The sequence below is a fragment of the Bacillus sp. FCW2 genome (assembly GCF_021228595.1).
GTDB lineage: Bacteria > Bacillota > Bacilli > Bacillales > Bacillaceae > Bacillus > Bacillus velezensis.
In genome coordinates this window covers 3,519,357-3,542,211 of record NZ_CP089436.1, presented here as the reverse complement: position 1 = coordinate 3,542,211, position 22,855 = coordinate 3,519,357, and the positions used below count along the sequence as shown (strand labels likewise).

Sequence of the window (22,855 nt, the reverse complement as noted above, 5' to 3'; positions counted from 1 at the left end):
GAAAGTGTTAAAAAAATGAAATGATTTTGTCATAACTCGAAGGGAGTGTGTCATCGTGAGTTTTAATTACTTTCTGACGTTTGGGGCCGGATTTCTGTCTTTCATTTCTCCATGCTGTCTGCCGTTGTACCCCGCCTTTTTATCTTACATAACTGGTGTCAGTATGGACGAGGTGAAAACAGAAAAGGTGATGCTGCAAAAGCGCGGCCTCGTGCATACACTTTGTTTTTTGCTTGGTTTCTCCGTGATTTTTATCGCATTGGGATATGGAACTTCATTTATCGGCAGTTTTTTCACCCAATATCATGAAGCGATCCGCCAGTTTGGCGCTATCATGCTGATCCTTTTCGGGCTGATTACTGCCGGTGTGTTTCAGCCGAAATTCATGATGAAAGAGCGGCGCATTCACTTTAAGCGCCGTCCGGAGGGGTTTATCGGTTCGGTTCTGATCGGTCTTGCGTTTGCAGCCGGCTGGTCGCCGTGCAGCGGGCCTATTTTAGGAGCCGTGTTTTCGCTGGCAAATACAAATCCTTCTTCAGCAGTGCCGTATATGTTTTTATATGTTCTCGGTTTTGCGATTCCTTTTCTTGTTCTTTCATTTTTTATTACCAGAATGAATTGGATTCGCAAGCATCAGCTGCTTATCATGAAAATCGGCGGCATTCTTATGATTCTGATCGGAGTTATGCTGTTTTTTAACTGGATGAGCTACATTCTGATCGTTCTGTCAAATCTTTTCGGAGGATTTACGGGTCTGTAACGGATTAATAACTTTTGAACTATTATATACCCTTTCGTTTTTGGTACAATAAGACTAGTTAATGTTAAATATGTGGAGGGGAATATGACACGAGTTTTAGTTGTAGATGACGCCAAGTTCATGAGGGTGAAAATCAGAGAGATTCTGGAATCGGCGAATTACACAGTGGCCGGGGAAGCGGCTGACGGTGAGGAAGCTCTGGCAGTATATCAAAAAATCCGTCCCGACCTGGTGACAATGGATATTACCATGCCGGTCAAAAACGGTATACAGGCGCTGCAGGATATTTTAGCTTTTGACCCGAAAGCCCGGATCATCATGTGCACCGCCATGCGGCAGCAGCGGATCGTTCTGGAAGCGATTGAATTAGGCGCTAAAGACTTTATCGTTAAACCGTTTGAAGCATCTAAAGTGCTGGAAGCCGTAGGGCGGGTAACGGGAACGTAAACGTGTTCTCTTTTCAAATTGGTTTTTTTTATGTTTTTGGAGTATAGTATATAGTATCAAACTCCGTGCAAGCAAAGGAATGATAAAGATGATGATTATAATTTCATCCGTTATTGCAGCGGCCATGGCAATTTCCGTGATGATCGTCAGGATTAAATCCTCCGACAAGCCCGCTTCACCTAAAAAAATAATTCTCCCGCCGATTTTCATGAGTACGGGAGCGCTTATGTTCCTTTTTCCGATTTTCAGAGTGACGGGCGAAGAATTTTTGGAGGCCATTACGCTGGGCGTAATCTTCTCTATTTTTCTGATTAAAACATCTAAATTTGAGATTAAAAATAATGAAATCTATTTAAAACGGTCAAAAGCGTTTGTGTTTATCCTGATTGGTTTGCTGGTTATCAGAATCGCTATGAAATCCATTTTGAGCACGACGATTGATTACGGAGCTTTAAGCGGGATGTTTTGGATTCTTGCTTTCGGAATGATTGTCCCGTGGCGCATCGCGATGTTTTTGTCTTACCGCAAACTTTCGAATGAACTGAAGACCGCTGATATTCAGATGAATTAAAACCTTTCCGTCCGCCGGAAAGGTTTTTTATTTGAGCAGGTCTTGATAAGGAGTAAGATCAATCTGTTTTTCACGGAGATGCTTTTTTAAAAATTGATGATCACGCTTAGGAGTGGCCAGTATGTAACCCCTGATGATTAAATCACGGTTTATTTGTTCAGCTTCCTCCGCTAAGGAAAGTTCACCGATTTTTCCGGCGATTTTCGCTTTTGCTACATCCCGAAAGAGCTCCGGCACGGGGGTGACCAATTCATCCAAAAACGCCTTGTCACCCTCATTCCATAAGTGCCTGCTTTTTTCAATATAATAGTCCTGCCAATCCAGTTCTGACCGGCCGTCTTCTTTCGGTAAGCGTTTTAAAAATTTTCGAAACATAAAAAACCCGCCGATAGACAGCAATCCGATCATCACGATGACCCAAAATAAAATAAACCACATAAACCAGCCTTCCAGCATTGTTCTATCTCCTCCTTACTTTAACCATATTGTAAACGAAGACAGAATAGAAGAACACATGAAAAAAAGAATAGAAAAAATGATAGATGTCCAGTCATTCCGGTTGCTAGAACATATTCTATCGTATAGTGATTCTGCTATTTGGCCATGGGAGATTCACTTTGAGGGTATATGACTGATATGACCGGACAAAAAAGCCGCTTCCATTGAGGGATGAAAGCGGCTTTTTTATGTTATAGAGGAAATTGAAAGGAAAAAGAGGCAGGAGTCTCATTTGGCTCCTTGTTCATGGAGACGGTCAGAATATGGTTGGTGAAATCAGTGAAAATATGTTTGTCATTCAGATAAAAAGGAAGCATCATTTGTTTGTTTAACGTCCGTTCAAGCGTTTTAACAGAGAGCATAAACTCATTTCCCGAAAGAGTGACGGTTATCGCTTGCACCTGCTTCAGCGCCGTCAGGTCGGCTTCAATGATATATTGACGGCTTGTTTCATATAGATCGATCGGCAGCGTCTCGTCATACCAAGCATACGGGTCCTCGTAAAACTGCCGCAGCCATTCTTCCGTATCATCAAATTCTTCAGCGTTTTTTGAGTGATTCATGGAAGCATCCCTCCATATTAAAAAGCCTTGCTATAACGTATGCAGAAGCTTTGAATGGGTGAATGGCACAAAAAAACAGACACCGGGGTCTGTTTTACATATCGTGGCTTGTATTATGTTTTTGTCTTGTATGGTTGCGGTTTTTCACTTTTTTGCTTCCGCTCAGCGGTTCCGGCTGGCCGGGGTTATGGCCCTTCGGAGCATTTTTATGCATATCTTTACTCGTATTTTTATTTGTCATGTTAAAGCCTCCTTTTTAAGGTGTTCCGGCTATTGGTTTGTTTTTCTTTTTTTATTGTTCTGCCGTTCTTCTTCCGTCAGGACGAGCTGGTCATTTTCTATATAACCCGCGCCTTTTCCTTGGCTTTTCGCATCATTCATGCCGTTAATCACATGATTGGCTTTCCGTTTTACCATGATCATCACCTCAACATTAATATGGCTCTTTACAGCCCGTTGTATGAGGCGGAAAATCGGACAAAATTTACCGAAAATCACGCTGATAAGACGATCTTATTGTATTTAATAAAAACATTGATATTTACTTATGTATGATTTTATACTAAGATGAAATTGTGAGAAAATTGTGATGGAATGTGAACATTCATCTAAAGAACGATCTTGATCATTGAAGGGGGATTTTGGAGAATGACAAATCAGCAAAAAGTCGCAACACAAGACGTTTTCCAAGCAAGAAAAACATTTTCTTCAAATGGGAAAACATACAACTACTATTCATTAAAAGCATTGGAAGACGCAGGGGTCGGCAATGTTTCAAAACTTCCTTATTCTATTAAGGTTCTTTTGGAATCTGTTTTGCGTCAGGTAGACGGACGTGTCATTACAAAAGAACATGTTGAAAATTTAGCAAGATGGGGTACAGCTGAATTAAAAGATATCGATGTGCCGTTTAAACCGTCACGGGTTATTCTACAGGACTTTACCGGCGTTCCGGCCGTAGTTGACCTGGCATCTTTAAGAAAAGCCATGGCCTCTGTCGGCGGAGACCCTGATAAAATCAATCCTGAAATTCCGGTTGACCTGGTCATTGACCACTCCGTACAAGTCGACAAAGCCGGTACGGAAGACGCGTTAGCCATTAATATGGACTTAGAATTCGAAAGAAATGCAGAACGTTATAAATTTTTAAGCTGGGCAAAGAAAGCGTTTAACAATTATCAGGCTGTTCCGCCTGCAACAGGTATCGTTCATCAGGTAAACCTTGAGTTTTTGGCAAGTGTCGTTCATACGAAAGAGGAAGACGGAGAACTTGTGACATATCCTGATACATTGGTGGGAACAGATTCCCATACAACAATGATTAACGGAATCGGCGTCCTCGGCTGGGGTGTCGGCGGTATTGAGGCGGAAGCGGGAATGCTCGGCCAGCCTTCATATTTCCCTGTTCCTGAGGTCATCGGCGCGAAACTTGTCGGAAAATTGCCTAACGGAACGACGGCGACTGACTTGGCGCTGAAAGTCACTCAAGTGCTGCGCGAAAAAGGCGTAGTCAATAAATTTGTTGAATTCTTCGGTCCTGGTGTTGCTGAGCTTCCGCTTGCGGATCGGGCGACTATTGCCAATATGGCGCCGGAATACGGAGCGACTTGCGGATTCTTCCCTGTTGACGAGGAAGCACTTTCTTACCTGCGTCTGACCGGCCGTGAAGAAGAGCAGATCGATATTGTGGAAGCATACTGCCGCAACAATGGTTTATTCTATACGCCTGACGCGGAAGAGCCGATTTTTACAGACGTTGTGGAAATTGATCTGTCAAAAATCGAAGCGAACCTTTCAGGACCGAAACGTCCGCAGGATTTAATCCCGCTTTCCGTTATGCAGGAAACGTTTAAAAAACATCTTGTCAGCCCGGCCGGCAACCAAGGATTCGGAGCGGATGCTGCTGAAGAGAACAAAGAAATTTCATTTAAACTTAACAGCGGCGAAGATGCGGTTATGAAAACAGGGGCGATTGCAATCGCTGCTATTACAAGCTGTACGAATACATCAAACCCTTATGTATTAATCGGTGCCGGATTGGTAGCCAAAAAAGCGGTAGAATTAGGCTTGAAAGTGCCGAATTATGTTAAAACGTCACTTGCACCGGGGTCTAAGGTTGTTACTGGATACTTAGTCAACTCAGGCCTGCTTCCTTACATGAAGGAGCTCGGCTTTAACCTCGTAGGGTATGGCTGTACGACATGTATCGGGAACTCCGGCCCGCTTTCTCCAGAGATTGAAGAAGCGGTTGCTAAAAATGATCTCTTGATCACTTCTGTCTTGTCGGGTAACAGAAACTTTGAAGGCCGGATCCATCCGCTTGTCAAAGGAAACTACCTTGCGTCACCTCCGCTTGTTGTCGCATACGCATTAGCAGGCACTGTGAATATCAACCTGAAAACGGATCCGATCGGTGTCGGAAATGACGGACAAAATGTTTATTTCGATGACATCTGGCCGTCCATGGATGAAATCAATTCTCTCGTCAAACAGACTGTTACGCCGGAATTATTCCGCAAAGAGTATGAAACGGTATTTGACGACAACCAGCGCTGGAACGAAATCGAAACGACGGATGAAGCGCTGTATAAGTGGGATCAGGATTCCACTTACATTCAAAACCCGCCGTTCTTTGAGGAAATGTCTGTAGAGCCGGGAAAAGTTGAGCCTTTAAGAGGACTTCGCGTTGTCGGCAAATTCGGCGATTCCGTGACGACTGACCACATTTCTCCGGCCGGAGCGATCGGAAAAGACACACCGGCGGGCAAATACCTGCAGGAAAAAGGCGTTTCTCCTCGTGACTTTAACTCTTACGGCTCACGCCGCGGAAACCATGAAGTCATGATGAGAGGAACATTCGCCAATATCCGCATTAAAAACCAAATCGCACCGGGTACAGAAGGCGGATACACAACACATTGGCCTACCGGGAAAGTGACATCTATTTATGATGCCTGCATGCGGTATAAAGAAGATAAAACGGGTCTTGTCGTCCTGGCCGGAAAAGATTACGGAATGGGCTCTTCACGTGACTGGGCTGCAAAAGGAACAAACCTGCTCGGCATCAGAACAGTCATTGCCGAAAGCTTTGAAAGAATTCACAGAAGCAACCTCGTCTTCATGGGTGTGCTGCCGCTTCAGTTCAAACAGGGTGAAAACGCGGATACACTCGGCTTAACCGGTAAGGAAGTCATCGAGGTGGATGTTGATGAATCTGTACGTCCGCGCGACTTGCTGACTGTCAGAGCAATCAGTGAAGACGGTACGGTAAAAACATTTGAAGTTGTTGTCCGTTTTGACAGTGAAGTGGAAATTGATTACTATCGCCACGGCGGCATTTTACAAATGGTGCTTCGCGATAAAATGAAACAGTAGCAGAATGAACAAAGGAGAGAAAGCAGTCTGCTTTCTCTCTTTTTATGCGGGAGGCCTTAAGATGCTTGCGAAATGGCTGGGCGGAATATTACTTATCGGGTTGTTAGTGTATGCGGGCTGGAACATTTATTCTGTACAAAAAAGTCCGAAAGAAGGGACAGAAGAAGGGATGAAAGCCCCTGATTTTACACTTGATACATTGTCAGGAAAAAGCATCTCCCTTTCTGATTATAAAGGAAAAAAAGTGCTCCTCAATTTCTGGGCGACGTGGTGCAAACCGTGCCGAATGGAAATGCCCGATATGCAGGAGCTGCAGAAAGAATATCCTGATATTGCGGTAGCAGCCGTTAATTTTACGTCCTCTGAAAAAAATATACAGGCTGTGAAATCATTTGCTGATCATTATCAGCTGACATTTCCTATTCTGATTGACAAAAGCGGAATTAACGGAGATTTCAACGTGCTTTCTTATCCGACAACATACATATTAGACGAAAAAGGAACCATTCAGCACATTCGCGTAGGCACGATGACAAAAAAAGAAATGAAAGAAAAACTGGATCTCAAATAGAGATTCAGTTTTTTTATTATGGAGGACTTAGGTTTTGAAAAATTGGAAAAAATGAATGAAAACACGGAGGTGAGAAGATTGAAAAAAATGCGAAAACGTTCTTTTCATGAATTGGTTATGGAAAATAAACGTGAGCTGATGACCAATACGGAATATTTGAATCAGCTTGAAGAAAAGCTGGAGCAGCGGTTCAAACAAAAATAACCTTTAATTTGCAGTCATGTTTGCACCTCCTTTTGCAAAATATACTCTTAAGGAGGGATGAACATGGGCATAAACAAGAAAGACGGCCAGCCGCAATACGCTCCGAGCCACTTAGGGACAAAACCCGTTAAATATAAACGCAACAAAGGGGAAAAGTTTCATGACAAGTCAAACGGACATCCGATTGTCATGCAGACGAAAGGCGAATAACATCATCAAAGGAGAGCAGACATTATGACAAACAATTATCAAAAACCGAATCCGGATGACCGTTCCGATAACGTTGAAAAGCTGCAGGATATGGTGCAGAATACAATTGAAAATATAGAAGAAGCCAAAGAATCAATGGAATTTGCGACAGATGAGGAAAAACAGCGCATTCAAGAGAAGAATGCCAGACGCAATGAAAGCATTGAATCGTTCCGCAGTGAAATCCAGGATGAATCGGCTGCAAGAGAAAACGGCTATCAATCATAATAAAAACCAGGGAAACCTGGTTTTTTTCTCTTTCCGGCTCGTTGTGATAAAATGGGGCTAATCTGATAATAAGGGAGCAGAGAACGTTGCATGTGTCAAAAAAAGAAATAGAAGTGCGTTATGCGGAAACAGATCAAATGGGCATCGTCTATCATGCCAATTACTTAGTCTGGATGGAGGTCGGCAGAACGGCGCTGATTAAGGAACTCGGATTCCTTTACAAGGATATGGAAGATAGAGGAGTGCTGTCCCCTGTATTGGATATCAGCATTTCTTATAAAAAGCCGCTCCGCTACGGAGAAACGGCTGTCGTACATACTTGGATTGAAGAATATAACGGATTTAAAACCGTTTACGGCTACCACATCTATAATCCGGATCAAGAACTTGCCATCAAAGCGACATCCTCTCATATATGCGTTGATAAAGAGAGCTTCAAACCGATTCAGTTTCGCAAGGCTTTTCCTGATTGGCATGCCGCTTACGAAAAGGCAAAAAAATAAGGAGCGGCTGCAGTTATGGCATTTGGAATTACGCGTAAGGAACTGGAAAGATGGAAGCGGGATGTATCGGAAGGGAAAATCGCTTTTTTAACGCATTACTGGCTGGACGACCGCTTTCCGGAGGCTAAGACCGTGACGAAGGCCGGTTCAAGCGATCTCAATAAACTGATCAGATGGGGAGCGGAGTACGGGCTGAAGCCGGAGTGGATTCACCATAAAAATGAATTTCCCCACTTTGACCTGCTCGGTGATACGCAAAGAAGCATATTAGAAAAAGAACGTCTGACTGATCATCTCAAAAGGTTCAGGCTGTAAAAAAAAAAGAACGCATCCGCTGCGTTCTTTTTTTTACACATAATCAAATACCGGCTCTTCTGCCTGATCTGAATATGTGACTGACAAATCGTGATTATCAAAGTACCATAAGTCGCTTTCTTCAATAAAAAAGGTAATGCCTTCAACTTCCGTGCTGGTGCCGATGTTCATCGGCCGGTCTTTTAAAATGCCGAGAGAAAAGCCTTTCTGAACGTTGCTGCATCCCCCGTAACGGACAAAGAAACGGACATGGTCGCCTGTTTCCAGATCGAGCTCTTCTTTGTACCAATCCAGCGCGCCTTTCGTTACTTTCATGTTCATCCGGAACACTCCCTTTTTGTTTCTCATATAAAGAAATTATCTCTATTATAAACGCATATGGCATTTTGATGTCAAAATTGAAGTTTCATCAAAACCATTTGATCTTCGGTTCTGTTTTGTTTATAATCCGTTTGATGTTTGCCCTGTGTCTGTAGATAACAAACGCGGTCAAGAGCGTCACTACGATTAATAAATAAGGGTCTTTTACAAACAGACAGTAAATAATCGTATAAATCCCTGTTAACATTGAAGACAGAGAAACAAATTTCGTAAGGAATAAAAATACGAAAAATACTGCAACCATCGTAACGAATAACAGCGGAGCATAAAACAGCAGGACGCCCCCTGATGTGGCTACGGCTTTGCCTCCCTTAAACTTTGCGAACACGGGGAATACATGGCCGATTACTGCTGCCACCCCTGCGAGAAGAGGATGAATGGGGACGTGCAGTAAATATGGGAGCGCCGCGGCCAAGGTGCCTTTTAAAATATCGGCTGCGATGACGACAGATCCCGCTTTAACGCCAAGCGTGCGAAAAGCATTTGTGGCGCCCAAATTGCCGCTTCCGTGTTCTCTAATATCGATCCCTTTCGCAAGTTTGCCTACGATTAAACCTGACGGGATGCTGCCTATTACATAGGCCAAAATAATCAATAAAGCAATCAACATCTACATTTCTCCTTTTCAATGTCCCTTCACTCTATTTTAACACGAGTTGTTACCGTCTGATGACAAGTTTTTTGAGAATTAAGCTGACAAAGCGCTTTTTTTGATTCCGGCGAAGCGGTCATGTACAATATATCAAAAGGAGATGGTAAAGATGCAAAATCCTTCAAAATCAGAGATTAAAGAAATTCTGGACCGGAGCAAACGGATCGCAGTCGTCGGGCTGTCAGACCGTCCCGACCGGACTTCTTACATGGTTTCCAAAGCGATGCAGGATGAAGGGTATGAAATTATTCCCGTCAATCCAACGATTGATGAGGCGCTTGGCGTTAAAGCCGTCGCTTCATTAAAAGACGTGGAGGGACCGATTGATATCGTGAATGTGTTCAGACGCTCTGAGCAGCTTCCCGGCGTCGCTGAAGAATTTTTACAGACGGACGCTCCCGTTTTTTGGGCGCAGCAGGGTCTTGCAAATGAAGAAGCGTATCGCATGATTACAGACAAAGGACGGACGGCTGTTATGGATTTATGTATAAAAGTCGCCCGCGCTGTTATAAAATAGGAACAAAAAAGGCAAAAATCCTTGGCAAATCAGGGGTTTTTGCTTTTTTATTGAAAGAATACTCTTTGCGTATGATGATGAAACAGATACAATAAAGCATGAACAGCTTTTTTAGAAACCCCTTTATACAGGGGTTTACAGTCTGTTTGCGATGGCCGGCATAAAGCTATATAATAGAAAGCGAACTCATGTTCTTATCCGCCGAAAAGGGCACCAAAAAGATGAAAAGCCGTTCGAATGTATGTCTTGCGGCCTAAAAAACGAGCCATTCGCTTAAATATGTTGCGAAATCAAGCATATTGGTTATAATTGTGAGTCCGAGGAGAATTGGACCGAAGCTTGCGCATACTGAAAAACAAAGACATGAAAACATTTAAAAAAGAGAATGATTAAGAGCAGGTTTTTTGAAAGGGGTTTGTACGTTTGGCTAGAAAACAGCAATTTGATTACAACGAAGATGCCATACAGGTGCTTGAAGGCCTGGAAGCCGTCAGAAAACGACCGGGAATGTATATCGGTTCGACGGACGCACGCGGCCTGCACCATCTGGTATATGAGATCGTCGACAATTCCGTCGATGAAGTTCTTGCCGGCTACGGAGATCATATTATCGTAACGATACATAAGGACAACAGCATCTCCGTACAGGACAGAGGACGCGGAATGCCGACCGGGATGCATAAGCTCGGAAAGCCGACGCCGGAAGTTATTTTCACCGTGCTGCATGCCGGGGGGAAATTCGGACAGGGCGGCTATAAAACAAGCGGCGGTCTGCATGGTGTCGGCGCTTCTGTCGTAAACGCATTATCGGAGTGGCTGACAGTTACTATTGAGCGTGACGGATATGTTTATAAACAGCGGTTTGAAAACGGCGGCAAGCCCGTGACTTCACTTGAAAAAATCGGAACGACCAAAAAAACGGGAACGCTTACCCATTTTAAACCTGATCCGTCAATGTTCAGCGCAACGGTTTATAATTTTGACACGCTGTCAGAACGTCTGCGCGAATCGGCTTTCTTGTTAAAAGGTTTGAAAATAGAATTAATTGATGAACGGAACGGCGTAAAAGAAGTATTTTATTATGAGAACGGAATTGAAGCATTTGTCGCTTATTTAAACGAGGAAAAGGACGCTTTATGCGAAGTGGTTTCCTTTGAAGGCGAGCATCATGACATTGAAGTCGATTTCGCGTTTCAGTTTAATGACGGGTATTCAGAAAATATGCTGTCATTCGTTAATAACGTCAGAACAAAGGACGGCGGCACCCACGAATCAGGAGCCAAAACGGCAATGACAAGAGCGTTTAACGAGTATGCGCGAAAGGTTGCCCTTTTAAAAGAGAAAGACAAGAACCTTGAAGGCGCCGATATCAGGGAAGGTTTGTCCGCAATCATTTCCGTGCGTATCCCGGAGGAACTGCTGCAATTTGAAGGCCAGACGAAAGGGAAGCTTGGCACAAGTGAGGCGAGATCAGCCGCGGATGCCGTCATTTCCGAGAATCTTGCTTATTTCTTGGAAGAAAACCGCGATACGGCGACCCTGCTTGTCAAAAAAGCGATTAAAGCAAGCCAGGCCCGTGAAGCGGCCCGTAAAGCGAGAGAAGAAGCGAGAAGCGGCAAAAAGCGAAAAAAATCAGAAGCGACGCTGAGCGGAAAACTCACACCCGCCGGTTCCAGAAATCCGGCGAAGAATGAATTGTATCTGGTGGAGGGAGACTCTGCGGGAGGTTCTGCAAAACAAGGAAGAGACCGGAAATTCCAAGCCGTGCTGCCCCTTCGCGGAAAGGTCATCAACACAGAGAAAGCAAAGCTTGCAGACATCTTCAAAAATGAAGAAATCAATACGATTATTCATGCGATCGGCGGCGGTGTCGGCGCAGATTTTGATATAGACGACATCAACTATGACAAGATCATCATCATGACGGACGCGGATACCGACGGCGCGCACATTCAAGTCTTGCTGTTAACGTTTTTCTACCGCTATATGAAACCTTTAATCGAGCACGGAAAAGTCTTCATCGCCCTTCCGCCTCTTTACAAAGTGAGCAAAGGGAGCGGTAAGAAAGAGATTATTGAATATGCCTGGTCCGACGAAGAAATGGACGGCGTTTTAAAGAAAGTCGGCAAAGGATATACCATCCAGCGCTATAAAGGTCTGGGAGAAATGAACGCAGACCAGCTCTGGGAAACGACGATGAATCCCGAATCGCGAACGCTCGTCAGAGTCAAGATCGACGATGCGGCACGGGTAGAGCGCCGTGTAACGACATTAATGGGAGACAAAGTAGAACCGAGAAGAAAATGGATTGAAAAGAATGTTGCCTTCGGATTAGATGAGGAAAGCAATATTTTAGAAAATGAAAACTTGTCGGTCGCTGAGGAGGTTTAATAGTGGCACAGCCAGAATTATTTCATGATTTACCGTTAGAAGAAGTAATCGGCGACCGTTTCGGACGCTACAGTAAATACATTATTCAAGACAGGGCGCTGCCCGACGCTCGTGACGGTTTAAAGCCGGTGCAGCGGAGAATTTTATACGCCATGCACGCAGACGGAAATACATTCGATAAAAATTTCCGTAAAGCGGCGAAAACGGTCGGAAACGTTATCGGTAATTATCATCCGCACGGTGACAGCTCCGTTTATGAAGCGATGGTGCGGATGAGCCAGGATTGGAAAGTGCGGAATGTGCTGATTGAGATGCACGGCAACAATGGAAGCATTGACGGTGATCCGCCGGCTGCCATGCGTTATACGGAAGCGAGATTATCTTCTATCGCGTCAGAGCTTTTGCGTGATATTGATAAAAATACGGTTGAATTCGTTCCGAACTTTGATGACACTAGTAAAGAACCGGTTGTTTTGCCCGCCATGTTCCCTAACTTGCTTGTCAACGGATCAACCGGGATTTCAGCGGGCTATGCGACTGATATTCCCCCTCATCATCTGGGTGAGGTCATTGATGCCGTCATTAAACGGATTGAATCTCCGGATTGCACCGTCGATGACTTGATGCAGGTGATTAAAGGGCCTGACTTTCCGACAGGAGGCATTATTCAAGGAGTCGACGGCATTCGGAAGGCTTATGAAACCGGGAAAGGCAAAATTATTATCCGCGGCAAGGCTGAAGTGGAATCCGTAAGAGGCGGACGGGAGCAGATCGTCATTACAGAAATTCCGTTTGAAGTAAACAAAGCCAATCTCGTAAAGAAAATGGACGAATACCGCATAGACAAAAAAGTCGAAGGCATTTCTGAAGTCCGGGATGAAACTGACCGCACGGGGCTTCGGGTGGTCGTTGAGTTAAAGAAAGAAGCCGATGCAAAAGGCATCCTGAATTTCTTATATAAAAACACTGATCTGCAGACAACATATAACTTTAATATGGTCGCCATACATAACCGCCGGCCGATGCTGATGAGTCTTACAGCCATCCTGGATGCGTATATTTCCCACCAGAAGGAAGTAGTGACAAACCGCTCCGTCTTTGAATTGCAAAAAGCAAAAGAGCGGCATCACATCGTTGAAGGACTGATGAAGGCACTGTCTGTGTTAGATGAGGTCATAGCGGTCATCCGGGCAAGCAGCGACAAGAAAGATGCGAAACAAAACTTAATGTCTAAATTCGCATTTACGGAGCCGCAGGCTGAAGCGATCGTATCCTTGCAGCTGTATCGTCTGACAAACACGGATATTACGGCGCTAAAAGAGGAAGCGGAAGAGCTCAGCAAGAAAATTCAGGAGCTCGAAGCCATTTTAAGTCATGATAAAAAGCTGTTAAAAGTCATTACAAGCAGCCTGAAAAAATTGAAAAAGACCTATGCTGACAGCAGACGGTCTGTCATTGAAGAAAAGATTGAGGAAATTAAAATCAATCTTGAAGTCATGGTAGCCTCTGAGGACGTATATGTGACAGTCACAAAAGACGGCTATGTAAAACGAACAAGCCAGCGGTCATTTGCCGCTTCTAACGGTCAGGATTTCGGTATGAAGGATACTGACAGGCTGATTCACCAATTTGAAATGAATACAACGGATGTTCTCCTGCTCTTTACCAATAAGGGAAGCTATGTTTATTGTCCGGTTCACCAGCTTCCTGATATCAGGTGGAAAGACATGGGGCAGCACGTAACGAACATCATCACGATTGACCGTGATGAAATCATCGTGAAAGCTATACCGGTAAAAGAATTTGATCCATCTTCATATTTATTGTTTATGACAAAAAATGGCATGGTGAAAAGAACTGAAATGACGCATTACAAAGCGCAGCGTTACTCGAAAGCGCTTGTTGCGCTTAACCTTAAAGGGGACGACGAGCTCATTGATGTTCATGTCACAGACGGCGGCAGCCAGCTGTTTATCGCCACCCGCCTCGGGTACGGTTTATGGTTCGGTGAAGATGAAGTAAATGTAGTCGGTGCCCGTGCGGCCGGCGTAAAGGGTATAAATTTAAAAGACGGTGATACCGTCGTATCAGGACAAATCCTGCATGAGACAGATTCGCTTATCCTTGTCACACAGCGGGGAGCAATCAAGCGGATGAACCTATCTGAATTCGAAAAAACATCCAGAGCGAAGCGCGGCGTCATCATGCTGCGTGAGCTTAAAAAGAACCCGCATCGCACAGTCGGCGTATTCGCATGCGCTTTGGCCGACATGATCGCTGCGGAAACAGAAAAAGGCGAGAGAATCGAAATCGCCGTGAAGTCCTTGCGGGCGAATGACCGATACAGCAACGGTTCCTTCTTTACCGATGAAGATGAGACAGGGCCGGTAACAGATGTATGGCGTATCCCCGCGTCTGATGTTTAAGAGTAAAATTAAAATAAAAAACCTCCGCTCATTGAGCGGAGGTTTTACTATTTAGCTTTCATGGCTGCCGAATAAGTCAGTGATAGCGTGAATGACTTCGATTCCCTGCCATACAAATAAATTCAATGCAGTGAATGAAAACAACCCTAAAATCACCATTCGTAAGATAAACAACATGTTTAACAACCTCCTCATTTTATGTTACATAGATAGGCGATGTTGAACATGAAGCTCATCGAAATACGAGGACTGATAAAATTTAGCGATTAAAAAGCTTTTCTTTCGCTGTCTTCTCCGGGAAGCGGGGCGTCTCCTGTCTGATATCACGATCAGTGAGACAGAAGCGGCAAAAAGCGCCGTCAAGATATATGAGTCCGTCAGCGATTTTTTCTCATCATCAGCATTTTGGCCGGCCTTCATTTCGTGCATTTCCTGCTGGTCGGCTACCGCTTTAAAATGATGAGCAGTATCAAACGCATGGGGAATGGAGAGCAAATGAAAGCTTGCAATCGCTAAAAATAAAATAGAAGCTTTTAAAAACAAGATTTTTTTCAAATGTTCTCCCCCCTTCATAAGTCTGAATATTTTTATTATAATACCCTAATTTAAATGTAAAGTAAACATATTTATTAAATTTAAAAAATTATTATCCTGGTTAAGTATATACCATTTCATCCATCTTTTCATCTCTTTTTTCTTAAAGACCCATTTGTTATGATATGCACTCATTCCTTATGACGTGACAACATTTTTCGGGCTGTAAGATAAAAAACGGGGCATGACAGCAAAAGACGTGATGAAGAAACCGAAACATTTTCTTAAAAAAACTTCTCAACCACTGTTGTTGTGATATAATAATACTCGTTGTGTTAAAAGATCTAACATATGCAGCAAAAATGACAGTAAAAGATATGTAAAAGGGAGGTTAAACATGGAGGCTTTCATCAGTGAAATCATAAATGTTCCAAATGATTTTATTTGGAAGTATCTTGTTTATATTTTAGTCGGGATCGGATTGTACTTTACGTTCCGTTTTCGCTTTATTCAATTCCAATACTTTATAGAAATGTTCAGAATCGTCGGGGAGAAGCCGCAAGGAAATAAAGGAGTGTCTTCAATGCAGGCATTCTTTATCTCAGCCGCTTCTCGTGTCGGAACCGGAAACTTGACCGGCGTCGCGCTGGCGATTGCAACAGGCGGTCCCGGCGCAGTATTTTGGATGTGGATCGTAGCGATTGTCGGTATGGCTTCCAGCTTTGTGGAAAGCACCTTGGCGCAGCTGTATAAAGTGCGTTCCGGTGACGAATTCCGCGGCGGTCCGGCATATTACATGGCAAAGGGACTGGGCGCCCGCTGGCTCGGTATTTTATTCGCCGTATTGATTACCGTTTCTTTCGGACTTATCTTTAACGCCGTGCAGTCAAATACGATTTCTGTCGCGTTTGACGAAGCATTCCATGTGAATAAAACAGTTATCGCAATCATTTTAGCGGTATTAACGGCTTTCATTATATTCGGCGGTCTGAAACGTGTTGTTTCCGTTTCGCAATTAATCGTTCCGGTCATGGCGGGTATGTATATTCTGATCGCGCTGTATGTCGTGATTGTAAATATTACAGCGGTACCTGAGCTGTTTGTTACGATTGTGAAAAATGCGTTCGGTCTTGAACAGATCGTCGGCGGAAGCTTAGGAAGCATCATTATTATCGGTGCGCAGCGCGGCCTGTTTTCAAACGAAGCGGGTATGGGAAGCGCGCCGAATGCCGCAGCGGCTGCACATGTGTCGCATCCGGCTAAGCAGGGATTAATTCAGACGCTCGGCGTGTTTTTTGATACATTTATCGTTTGTACATCGACTGCCTTTATCATTTTATTGTACAGCTTTACGCCTAAAGGAGACGGCATTCAAGTGACGCAAGCCGCACTGCAGCACCACCTCGGCGGATGGGCGCCGACATTTATTGCGATTGCGATGTTTTTATTCGCATTCAGTTCTGTCGTCGGCAACTATTACTATGGTGAAACGAATATTGAATTTATTAAAACAAGCAAAACATGGCTTAATATTTACCGCGTATTCGTCGTAGTGATGGTGGTATACGGATGTTTGGCTGACTTCCAGATCGTCTGGGACATGGCAAACTTGTTTATGGGACTCTTGGCTCTCATTAACTTAGTGGCAATCTTATTGCTGAGTAATGTAGCCTACAAGATCTATAAGGATTATGCCGCTCAGCGCAAAAAAGGTCTTGATCCCGTATTCAAAGCCGAGAATACTCCGGAGCTCAGGCATATTGAAACATGGGCGGAAGAAGAAGGTACAAGCCCCGAACGTAAGACTGCTAACTGAGGAAACATGCATACAATTTTCAAAAAACCCCTTACATTTTGTTGTGAGGGGTTCTTTCATGTGAAAAACCGGATTATTTTTGCCGAAAACAGATTTTTATGAATTTATTGTATTTTTATCTTGCGTGTGTAAGGGCTTTCATATAAAGTTTAACTAAACCGGTTTACCAAACCGATTTAGTCTTAAAAGAAAGGAGTATTAATGTGGCTTCTGATTATGGCATTTTTACGATCGGTGATGCGATGATCACCTTAAATCCCGCAAGCACAGGGCCTTTGCGTTTTGTTACCCATTTTGAACGAAAAGCAGGAGGAGCTGAACTGAATTTTGCGATTGCGTGCGCCAGATTGAATCTGCACTCAAAGTGGGTCAGCAGGCTGGGGAAGGATGAGTTCGGCAGAGTGATTTATCAGTTTGCCAAAGGAGAAGGAATTGATGTGACTGACGTCTCCTATGTTGAAGGCTTTCCTACATCTTTAAATGTCAAAGAGATCAGAAATGACGGTTCAGGCAAGACGTTTTATTACCGTTTCAATTCACCAATTCTGACTCTTGCACCGGAAGATATAACAGAGAATATGTTTGCCGGCATTCACATCGTTCATCTTACCGGTGTGTTCCTCGCGCTTGATAAGAAAAACCTTGAAATTGCTGAAAGGGTGCTTTCCATCGCCAAAGCAAGGGGGATTCCCGTATCTTTTGATCCGAATATCAGGCTGAAGCTGTGGACGATTGAGGAGGCGCGTGCGGCATTTCATCAAATCTTTCCGCATACTGATATTCTTCTGGCGGGCCGGGGCGAAATGAAACAGCTGACAGGTATAGGGGAAAATGAAGCATTAGCCCGGTTTGCAGAGACCTATTCAATCAGTCAGCTTGTCATAAAAGACGGTGAAGCAGGTTCTGCGCTGTATCATGATCATAAGTGGGTTCACAAAGAGGCTTTCCCGGTTGCGCCTGTTGACACGGTAGGAGCGGGTGACGGCTTTAATGCCGGCTACCTGTACGGTTATCTGCATGGTTTTGAACCGGAAAAACGTCTGGAGTTTGCCAATGCGGTCGGTGCGCTCGTCACCACAGTTTCCGGTGACAATGAAGGGCTTCCCTATCTAGAAGAGGTTCTGTCATTTGTAAACAAAGAGACTGTGATTGAACGTTAGCAAGCACAACTTAAAAAGCGGGTGAGAAAATGAAAGCGGTTCTAGTACGGAAAGCTTTTGATCTGGTGGTGACGGAATGTGAGAAACCGTCTGTTGTCCACGCGGATGATGTTCTTGTCAAGGTGAAGCGGGTCGGAATTTGCGGATCAGATTTGCATATTTATCATGGGACAAATCCGTTAGCGTCCCTGCCGAGAGTAATCGGTCATGAAGTCACAGGGGAAGTCGCAAAGACCGGTTCTCTTGTCCGGCGTTTCAAGCCGGGTGACCGGGTAGTGATTGAACCGATATCTTATTGCGGAACATGCTATGCCTGCCGGAAAGGACGTCCGAACGTCTGCAAAGCGCTTTCGGTGTTCGGCGTTCATGAAGATGGCGGGATGCGGGAATATATCGTGCTTCCGGAAAAGCAGCTGCATGCCGTTTCGCCCGATCTGCCCTGGGAGGAAGCGGTCATGGCAGAACCATATACGATCGGCGCCCAGGCCGTTTGGAGAGGCAGAGTCGAGAAGGAAGATACCGTTTTGATTCAGGGGGCGGGGCCGATCGGAATCTGCATATTAAAAATGGCAAAGCTCAAAGGCGCTTCCGTCATGATAACCGACTTGAATGATGAACGCTTGGCATTCGCTGAAAAAAACGGTGCGGACGTTACCGTCAACGCGCAAAAAGAAGATCCCGTTTTGCGGGTGAACGAATGGACCAAAAATGAAGGCGCCAATGCCGTCATTGATGCCGTCTGTCTCCCCTCAACGTTTGAAACGTCCATTGACGCGGTTTCTCCGGCCGGTCATGTGGTTGTGCTTGGTTTTGATGAGAGGACTGCCGGCATTTCTCAGCTTCCGATCACAAAAAAGGAAGTCACGATAACCGGTTCAAGATTGCAGACGAATCAGTTTCCGTACATTACAGACTTACTGAATAAAGGCCTGTTAACGCACGGTGGTCTTATTACACATACATTTTCAGCAGATGACGTCCATCAAGCATTTCAGTTGATCGAACAGCACCCGGGCAAGGTGGGAAAAGCAATCATTACGTTTGATTAAAGGAGGAGCGAGAATGCTGCCTAAGTACGCTATTTACGAAAAACTTCTGCATGCACAAGTGGTGGCTGTCATAAGGGGACAAAACAGCCAAGAGGCGCTTGAAGTTTCAAGAGCGGCCATTTCAGGAGGTATCAGCGCCATTGAGCTTACATACACAACTCCTGAAGTGGAAGATGTCTTTAAGGAACTCCGGCATCAAGATATTCTTCTTGGAGCCGGCTCTGTAATGGATACAGAAACGGCGAGACACGCCATTTTATCAGGCGCCTCATTTATCGTCAGCTCTCATTTTGTAAAAGAGATAGCATCTCTATGCAACCAGTACAGCGTACCGTATCTTCCGGGATGCATGAGCGTGTCTGATATGGCTTTGGCGCTCGAAGCCGGATGTGATGTGGTAAAGCTGTTCCCCGCTAATTCGTTTGACCCTTCATTTATCAAGTCGGTCAACGGTCCTCTGCCGAATGTCCGCATTATGCCGACCGGGGGTATCTCATTAAACAGCATGAATGACTGGCTCTCTGCCGGAGCGGTCGCGGTGGGTGTGGGAAGCGACTTGACAAAAGCATATCAAAAGGGCGGCTATGAAGCTGCCGTATCCCTCAGCAAAGAATACGTCTGCCGAAAAAACGAATATACGGGGGTGTAACATGAATATCACGTTTCGCTGGTATGGCCAAGGTAATGATACGGTGACTCTTGAACATGTCAGACAAATTCCCGGGGTCAAAGGCATCGTCTGGGCTCTTCACCAGAAGCCCGCGGGCGAAGTATGGGAAAAGGAGGACATTGAAGCGGAAGTCAGAGTCATTCAATCCTATGGGTTTCATGCAGAGGTCGTGGAAAGCGTGAATGTTCATGAAGCCATTAAACTCGGTCATGAAGAACGCGGACAATATATTGAGCACTATAAACAGACCATTCGCAATCTGTCCGAATTCGGTGTGAAAGTCATCTGTTACAATTTCATGCCGATATTTGACTGGACGCGTACCGATATGTTCCGCGCGCTGGAGGATGGGTCAACCGCACTGTTTTTTGAAAAAGCGAAAGTGGAAAGTCTATCTCCGGAGGAACTGATCCGCACGGTTGAAGAATCTTCTGATTTGACGCTTCCCGGGTGGGAGCCGGAGAAAATGGCCCGGATCAAGGAACTGTTTGAGGCCTATCAAACGGTTGATGAAAAACAGCTTTGGGCCAATCTTGAGTTCTTTTTACATGAAATTCTTCCTGTAGCGGAGGAACACGGCATTCAAATGGCCATTCATCCGGATGATCCGCCCTGGTCAATTTTTGGCCTGCCCCGTATTATCACCGGTGAGAAAAGTTATGAAAAGCTGCGAGAGATTTCACATTCACCCGCCAACTGTATTACGTTATGCACGGGTTCGATGGGAGCGGATCCCGCCAATGATATGGTGAAGATCGCCAAACACTATGCGGGAGCTGCGCCGTTTGCCCATATACGAAATGTGAAAATCTGCGATAACGGTGATTTTACGGAAACTTCGCATCTTACCAGTGATGGGTCCATTGATATTACCGGTGTGGTAAAAGAATTGCACGGCCAAGACTATAAAGGATATGTACGGCCTGATCACGGCCGTCATATCTGGGGCGAACAATGCCGGCCGGGTTATGGTTTATATGATCGCGCCTTAGGAATTATGTACTTGAACGGACTGTGGGATGCGTTCTCGTCTCATGAGAAAGGGGTGAAGAGATGAGACCGATTCATGAATGTTTATCAGGAAGAACCGCTGTCATAACAGGCGGGAGCGGTGTTCTCTGTTCAGCAATGGCAAAGGAGCTTTCACGGCAGGGGATGAAAATTGCGATCGTCAGCCGGAATGCTGATAAAGCAGAGCGTGCGGCGGGCGAGATTGCTGACGCTGGAGGAACCGCGGTTTCTGTACCGGCTGATGTTTCAGCCCGTGATTCGCTCGAAAAGGCAAAAGACGAGATTATCAGCCGGTTCGGTTCTGTCAATCTTTTAATTAACGGAGCCGGGGGAAATCATCCTGATGCGATCACTGCAAGTGAGACGTATGAAGAGGATGAACAGGGCACATCATTTTTTGATATGGACGAAACGGGGTTTTCCAGCGTATTTTCAACCAACTTTACCGGTGCATTTCTGGCATCGCAAGTGTTTGGAAAAGACCTTTTGAAGGCGGAATGTCCCGCGATTATTAATATTTCTTCTATGAGTGCGTATACACCGATGACAAAGGTGCCCGCCTACAGCGCGGCCAAGGCGGCGATTCAGAATTTTACGATGTGGATGGCTGTTCATTTCGCAAAAAAAGGGCTGCGGGTGAATGCCATCGCTCCGGGTTTCTTTTTGACAGCGCAAAACCGTGAGTTGTTATTACAGGAAGATGGAAGTCTGACAGACCGATCCAATAAGATTATGGCACATACACCGATGAAACGTTTCGGGAAACCGGAAGACCTTCTGGGAACGCTCCTGTGGCTTTCGGATGATTCATGCTCGGGCTTTGTCACCGGGGTCACCGTTCCCGTCGACGGAGGTTTTATGGCTTATTCCGGAGTGTGACAGAATCCATGTCCCTGTCAGATTGTAAACCATTTACTTCTGACTTATACTAGTGAAAAATGAAGACAGACGGGGATGAGTCTATGAAAACCATTACAATTTCTGATGTGGCGAAATATGCAAACGTATCTAAAAGCACCGTATCTCAATTTTTAAATCAGCGCTATGACTATATGAGCGAGAAAACGAAACAAAAAATAGAAGCGGCCATTCAAGAGCTGAACTATCAGCCGAATTTCGTCGCCCGCAGCTTAAAACAGAAATCAACATTTACAGTAGGTGTGGTGGTTGCTAATATTCTTCACACCTTTTCCACTCAGGTCATCAGGGCGGTGGAAGACTATTTTCATGAACAAGGATTTCATATTATTGTCTGCAATGCGGATGATAAACCGGAAAAAGAAAAGAAATATATTGAAATGCTGCGGGCCAAGCAGGTGGACGGAATTATTATTTTTCCGACGGGCGAAAATCTCTCTTTATATGAAAAGATGAAACGCGATACGTTTCCGGTCGTGTTTATGGACAGAACCATTGAAGAACTCGGGATTCCGACAGTGATGCTTGATAATCATCATGCAGCCGGTCTTGCCGTTGACCGGTTTATCGAAAGCGGCATAAAGAGAATCGCGATTATTACGACGTCCATTATTCGGGAAATCAGTCCGAGGGTAGAAAGGATTGAAGGGTATAAGAAGGCGCTTGACCGCCACGGAATGATAGTGCGGAACGAATATATCAAAACAGCCGATGCGGCTGATATTTCCAATGTTTTGTCAGAGCTGTTCTCACTTGAAGAGCCTCCGAAAGCGATATTGGCGGCAAACGATATCGTTCTTGTTGAGGTGCTGAAGTATATGAAGGAGCATGATATGACAATTCCGGATAAGGCAGCCGTCATCGGAATTGATGAAGTTCCTTTTGCGGGTTTTTTTACTCCTCCGATTACGACGATCGTTCAGCCTGCGGCAGAAATGGCGCGAAAAGCGGGAAGCCTTCTTCTTCGCCAGATACAAGAAAAAGATGGCGGTGAAAAACGGATTCACCGCTATAAACCGGCGCTGCTCGCAAGGCAATCCGGATAA

28 protein-coding genes are annotated in these 22,855 nt (G+C 44.8%); 20 read left to right on the top strand and 8 right to left on the bottom strand.

All coding sequences use genetic code 11. The features are described from left to right. Nucleotides 1–52 precede the first annotated feature (52 nt). The 3 genes from K3G25_RS17415 to K3G25_RS17405 all read left to right on the top strand — a co-directional run bounded on the left by K3G25_RS17415 (nt 53) and on the right by K3G25_RS17405 (nt 1,778). Complete coding sequence (locus K3G25_RS17415) at nt 53–760, top strand: cytochrome c biogenesis protein CcdA (protein WP_088056486.1); 708 nt, start codon at nt 53–55, stop codon at nt 758–760. A gap of 84 nt (nt 761–844) precedes the next feature. Beyond that, on the top strand, nt 845–1,207 hold the full coding sequence (locus K3G25_RS17410; RefSeq protein WP_007410327.1) for a response regulator: 363 nt from the start codon (nt 845–847) through the stop codon (nt 1,205–1,207). A gap of 79 nt (nt 1,208–1,286) precedes the next feature. Next, entirely contained in the window at nt 1,287–1,778 is a 492-nt protein-coding gene (locus tag K3G25_RS17405) for a CcdC family protein (protein WP_007611735.1), read from the top strand. Between the two features lie 27 nt (nt 1,779–1,805). Here K3G25_RS17405 and K3G25_RS17400 read toward each other — a convergent pair whose 3' ends face one another. The 4 genes from K3G25_RS17400 to sspO all read right to left on the bottom strand — a co-directional run bounded on the left by K3G25_RS17400 (nt 1,806) and on the right by sspO (nt 3,256). Continuing rightward, nucleotides 1,806–2,234: a DUF2621 domain-containing protein gene (locus K3G25_RS17400; protein ID WP_022553285.1), complete on the bottom strand. Its 429-nt coding sequence runs from the start codon at nt 2,232–2,234 to the stop codon at nt 1,806–1,808. Nucleotides 2,235–2,467: 233 nt separating this feature from the next. Next, nucleotides 2,468–2,839, bottom strand: a complete 372-nt coding sequence (locus tag K3G25_RS17395; RefSeq protein WP_007410324.1) for an Hsp20/alpha crystallin family protein — start codon at nt 2,837–2,839, stop codon at nt 2,468–2,470. Between the two features lie 94 nt (nt 2,840–2,933). Continuing rightward, nucleotides 2,934–3,080, bottom strand: a complete 147-nt coding sequence (locus K3G25_RS17390; protein ID WP_003153984.1) for a small acid-soluble spore protein P — start codon at nt 3,078–3,080, stop codon at nt 2,934–2,936. A 29-nt stretch (nt 3,081–3,109) separates the two neighbouring features. After that, nucleotides 3,110–3,256, bottom strand: coding sequence for a small acid-soluble spore protein SspO (sspO, locus tag K3G25_RS17385; RefSeq protein WP_003153982.1), 147 nt, complete (start codon nt 3,254–3,256; stop codon nt 3,110–3,112). 231 nt (nt 3,257–3,487) lie between these two features. On the opposite strand from sspO, the gene acnA reads away from it, so the two are divergent. The 7 genes from acnA to K3G25_RS17350 all read left to right on the top strand — a co-directional run bounded on the left by acnA (nt 3,488) and on the right by K3G25_RS17350 (nt 8,284). After that, complete coding sequence (gene acnA, locus K3G25_RS17380; protein WP_017417878.1) at nt 3,488–6,214, top strand: aconitate hydratase AcnA; 2,727 nt, start codon at nt 3,488–3,490, stop codon at nt 6,212–6,214. A 61-nt stretch (nt 6,215–6,275) separates the two neighbouring features. Further along, the gene (locus K3G25_RS17375; RefSeq protein WP_014418022.1) at nt 6,276–6,785 is read left to right on the top strand and encodes a TlpA family protein disulfide reductase; all 510 of its coding nucleotides are present in this window, start codon (nt 6,276–6,278) and stop codon (nt 6,783–6,785) included. A 78-nt stretch (nt 6,786–6,863) separates the two neighbouring features. After that, nucleotides 6,864–6,989 carry an FbpB family small basic protein gene (locus tag K3G25_RS17370; RefSeq protein WP_012117651.1) on the top strand — a complete coding sequence of 42 codons (126 nt, stop codon included), beginning with the start codon at nt 6,864–6,866 and terminating at the stop codon, nt 6,987–6,989. A gap of 63 nt (nt 6,990–7,052) precedes the next feature. Further along, a complete protein-coding gene (locus K3G25_RS17365; RefSeq protein ID WP_003153977.1) occupies nt 7,053–7,199 on the top strand; it encodes an acid-soluble spore protein N in 147 nt (48 codons plus the stop codon). Nucleotides 7,200–7,223: 24 nt separating this feature from the next. Further along, the gene (gene tlp, locus K3G25_RS17360) at nt 7,224–7,466 is read left to right on the top strand and encodes a small acid-soluble spore protein Tlp (RefSeq protein ID WP_007410320.1); all 243 of its coding nucleotides are present in this window, start codon (nt 7,224–7,226) and stop codon (nt 7,464–7,466) included. A gap of 86 nt (nt 7,467–7,552) precedes the next feature. Beyond that, nucleotides 7,553–7,969 carry a YbgC/FadM family acyl-CoA thioesterase gene (locus K3G25_RS17355; protein WP_003153973.1) on the top strand — a complete coding sequence of 139 codons (417 nt, stop codon included), beginning with the start codon at nt 7,553–7,555 and terminating at the stop codon, nt 7,967–7,969. Between the two features lie 15 nt (nt 7,970–7,984). After that, entirely contained in the window at nt 7,985–8,284 is a 300-nt protein-coding gene (locus tag K3G25_RS17350; RefSeq protein WP_007611759.1) for a hypothetical protein, read from the top strand. 33 nt (nt 8,285–8,317) lie between these two features. Here K3G25_RS17350 and K3G25_RS17345 read toward each other — a convergent pair whose 3' ends face one another. After that, complete coding sequence (locus K3G25_RS17345) at nt 8,318–8,605, bottom strand: HesB/YadR/YfhF family protein (RefSeq protein WP_007410318.1); 288 nt, start codon at nt 8,603–8,605, stop codon at nt 8,318–8,320. An 88-nt stretch (nt 8,606–8,693) separates the two neighbouring features. Further along, nucleotides 8,694–9,275, bottom strand: coding sequence for a glycerol-3-phosphate 1-O-acyltransferase PlsY (gene plsY, locus K3G25_RS17340; protein WP_014418024.1), 582 nt, complete (start codon nt 9,273–9,275; stop codon nt 8,694–8,696). Nucleotides 9,276–9,426: 151 nt separating this feature from the next. On the opposite strand from plsY, the gene K3G25_RS17335 reads away from it, so the two are divergent. The 3 genes from K3G25_RS17335 (at nt 9,427) to parC (ending at nt 14,651) form a co-directional block, all read left to right on the top strand. Next, on the top strand, nt 9,427–9,834 hold the full coding sequence (locus tag K3G25_RS17335; RefSeq protein ID WP_007410316.1) for a CoA-binding protein: 408 nt from the start codon (nt 9,427–9,429) through the stop codon (nt 9,832–9,834). A 423-nt stretch (nt 9,835–10,257) separates the two neighbouring features. Beyond that, nucleotides 10,258–12,225, top strand: coding sequence for a DNA topoisomerase IV subunit B (gene parE, locus K3G25_RS17330; RefSeq protein ID WP_014305073.1), 1,968 nt, complete (start codon nt 10,258–10,260; stop codon nt 12,223–12,225). Nucleotides 12,226–12,227: 2 nt separating this feature from the next. Further along, nucleotides 12,228–14,651 (top strand): DNA topoisomerase IV subunit A, encoded by a 2,424-nt coding sequence (gene parC / locus K3G25_RS17325; RefSeq protein ID WP_029973853.1) that lies wholly within the window; start codon nt 12,228–12,230, stop codon nt 14,649–14,651. Nucleotides 14,652–14,702: 51 nt separating this feature from the next. Here the strand turns inward: parC and K3G25_RS20775 are convergent, their stop codons facing one another. Continuing rightward, on the bottom strand, nt 14,703–14,828 hold the full coding sequence (locus tag K3G25_RS20775; protein WP_003153957.1) for a hypothetical protein: 126 nt from the start codon (nt 14,826–14,828) through the stop codon (nt 14,703–14,705). Between the two features lie 24 nt (nt 14,829–14,852). Further along, the gene (locus K3G25_RS17320; RefSeq protein WP_029973852.1) at nt 14,853–15,206 is read right to left on the bottom strand and encodes a hypothetical protein; all 354 of its coding nucleotides are present in this window, start codon (nt 15,204–15,206) and stop codon (nt 14,853–14,855) included. A 376-nt stretch (nt 15,207–15,582) separates the two neighbouring features. Here K3G25_RS17320 and K3G25_RS17315 point away from each other — a divergent pair, with 376 nt between their 5' ends. The 7 genes from K3G25_RS17315 to K3G25_RS17285 all read left to right on the top strand — a co-directional run bounded on the left by K3G25_RS17315 (nt 15,583) and on the right by K3G25_RS17285 (nt 22,855). After that, nucleotides 15,583–17,001 (top strand): alanine/glycine:cation symporter family protein, encoded by a 1,419-nt coding sequence (locus K3G25_RS17315; protein WP_100261812.1) that lies wholly within the window; start codon nt 15,583–15,585, stop codon nt 16,999–17,001. A 203-nt stretch (nt 17,002–17,204) separates the two neighbouring features. Next, a complete protein-coding gene (locus K3G25_RS17310) occupies nt 17,205–18,161 on the top strand; it encodes a sugar kinase (protein ID WP_100261813.1) in 957 nt (318 codons plus the stop codon). Between the two features lie 29 nt (nt 18,162–18,190). Further along, nucleotides 18,191–19,210 carry a zinc-binding alcohol dehydrogenase family protein gene (locus K3G25_RS17305; RefSeq protein ID WP_014418027.1) on the top strand — a complete coding sequence of 340 codons (1,020 nt, stop codon included), beginning with the start codon at nt 18,191–18,193 and terminating at the stop codon, nt 19,208–19,210. Between the two features lie 13 nt (nt 19,211–19,223). Then, nucleotides 19,224–19,859, top strand: coding sequence for a bifunctional 2-keto-4-hydroxyglutarate aldolase/2-keto-3-deoxy-6-phosphogluconate aldolase (locus K3G25_RS17300; protein WP_014418028.1), 636 nt, complete (start codon nt 19,224–19,226; stop codon nt 19,857–19,859). Between the two features lies 1 nt (nt 19,860). Beyond that, the gene (gene uxuA, locus K3G25_RS17295) at nt 19,861–20,937 is read left to right on the top strand and encodes a mannonate dehydratase (protein ID WP_014418029.1); all 1,077 of its coding nucleotides are present in this window, start codon (nt 19,861–19,863) and stop codon (nt 20,935–20,937) included. After that, entirely contained in the window at nt 20,934–21,770 is an 837-nt protein-coding gene (locus K3G25_RS17290) for an SDR family oxidoreductase (RefSeq protein WP_103526849.1), read from the top strand. The genes uxuA and K3G25_RS17290 overlap by 4 nt, the downstream gene beginning before the upstream one ends. Nucleotides 21,771–21,853: 83 nt before the next feature. Continuing rightward, nucleotides 21,854–22,855 (top strand): substrate-binding domain-containing protein, encoded by a 1,002-nt coding sequence (locus K3G25_RS17285; RefSeq protein ID WP_061890633.1) that lies wholly within the window; start codon nt 21,854–21,856, stop codon nt 22,853–22,855.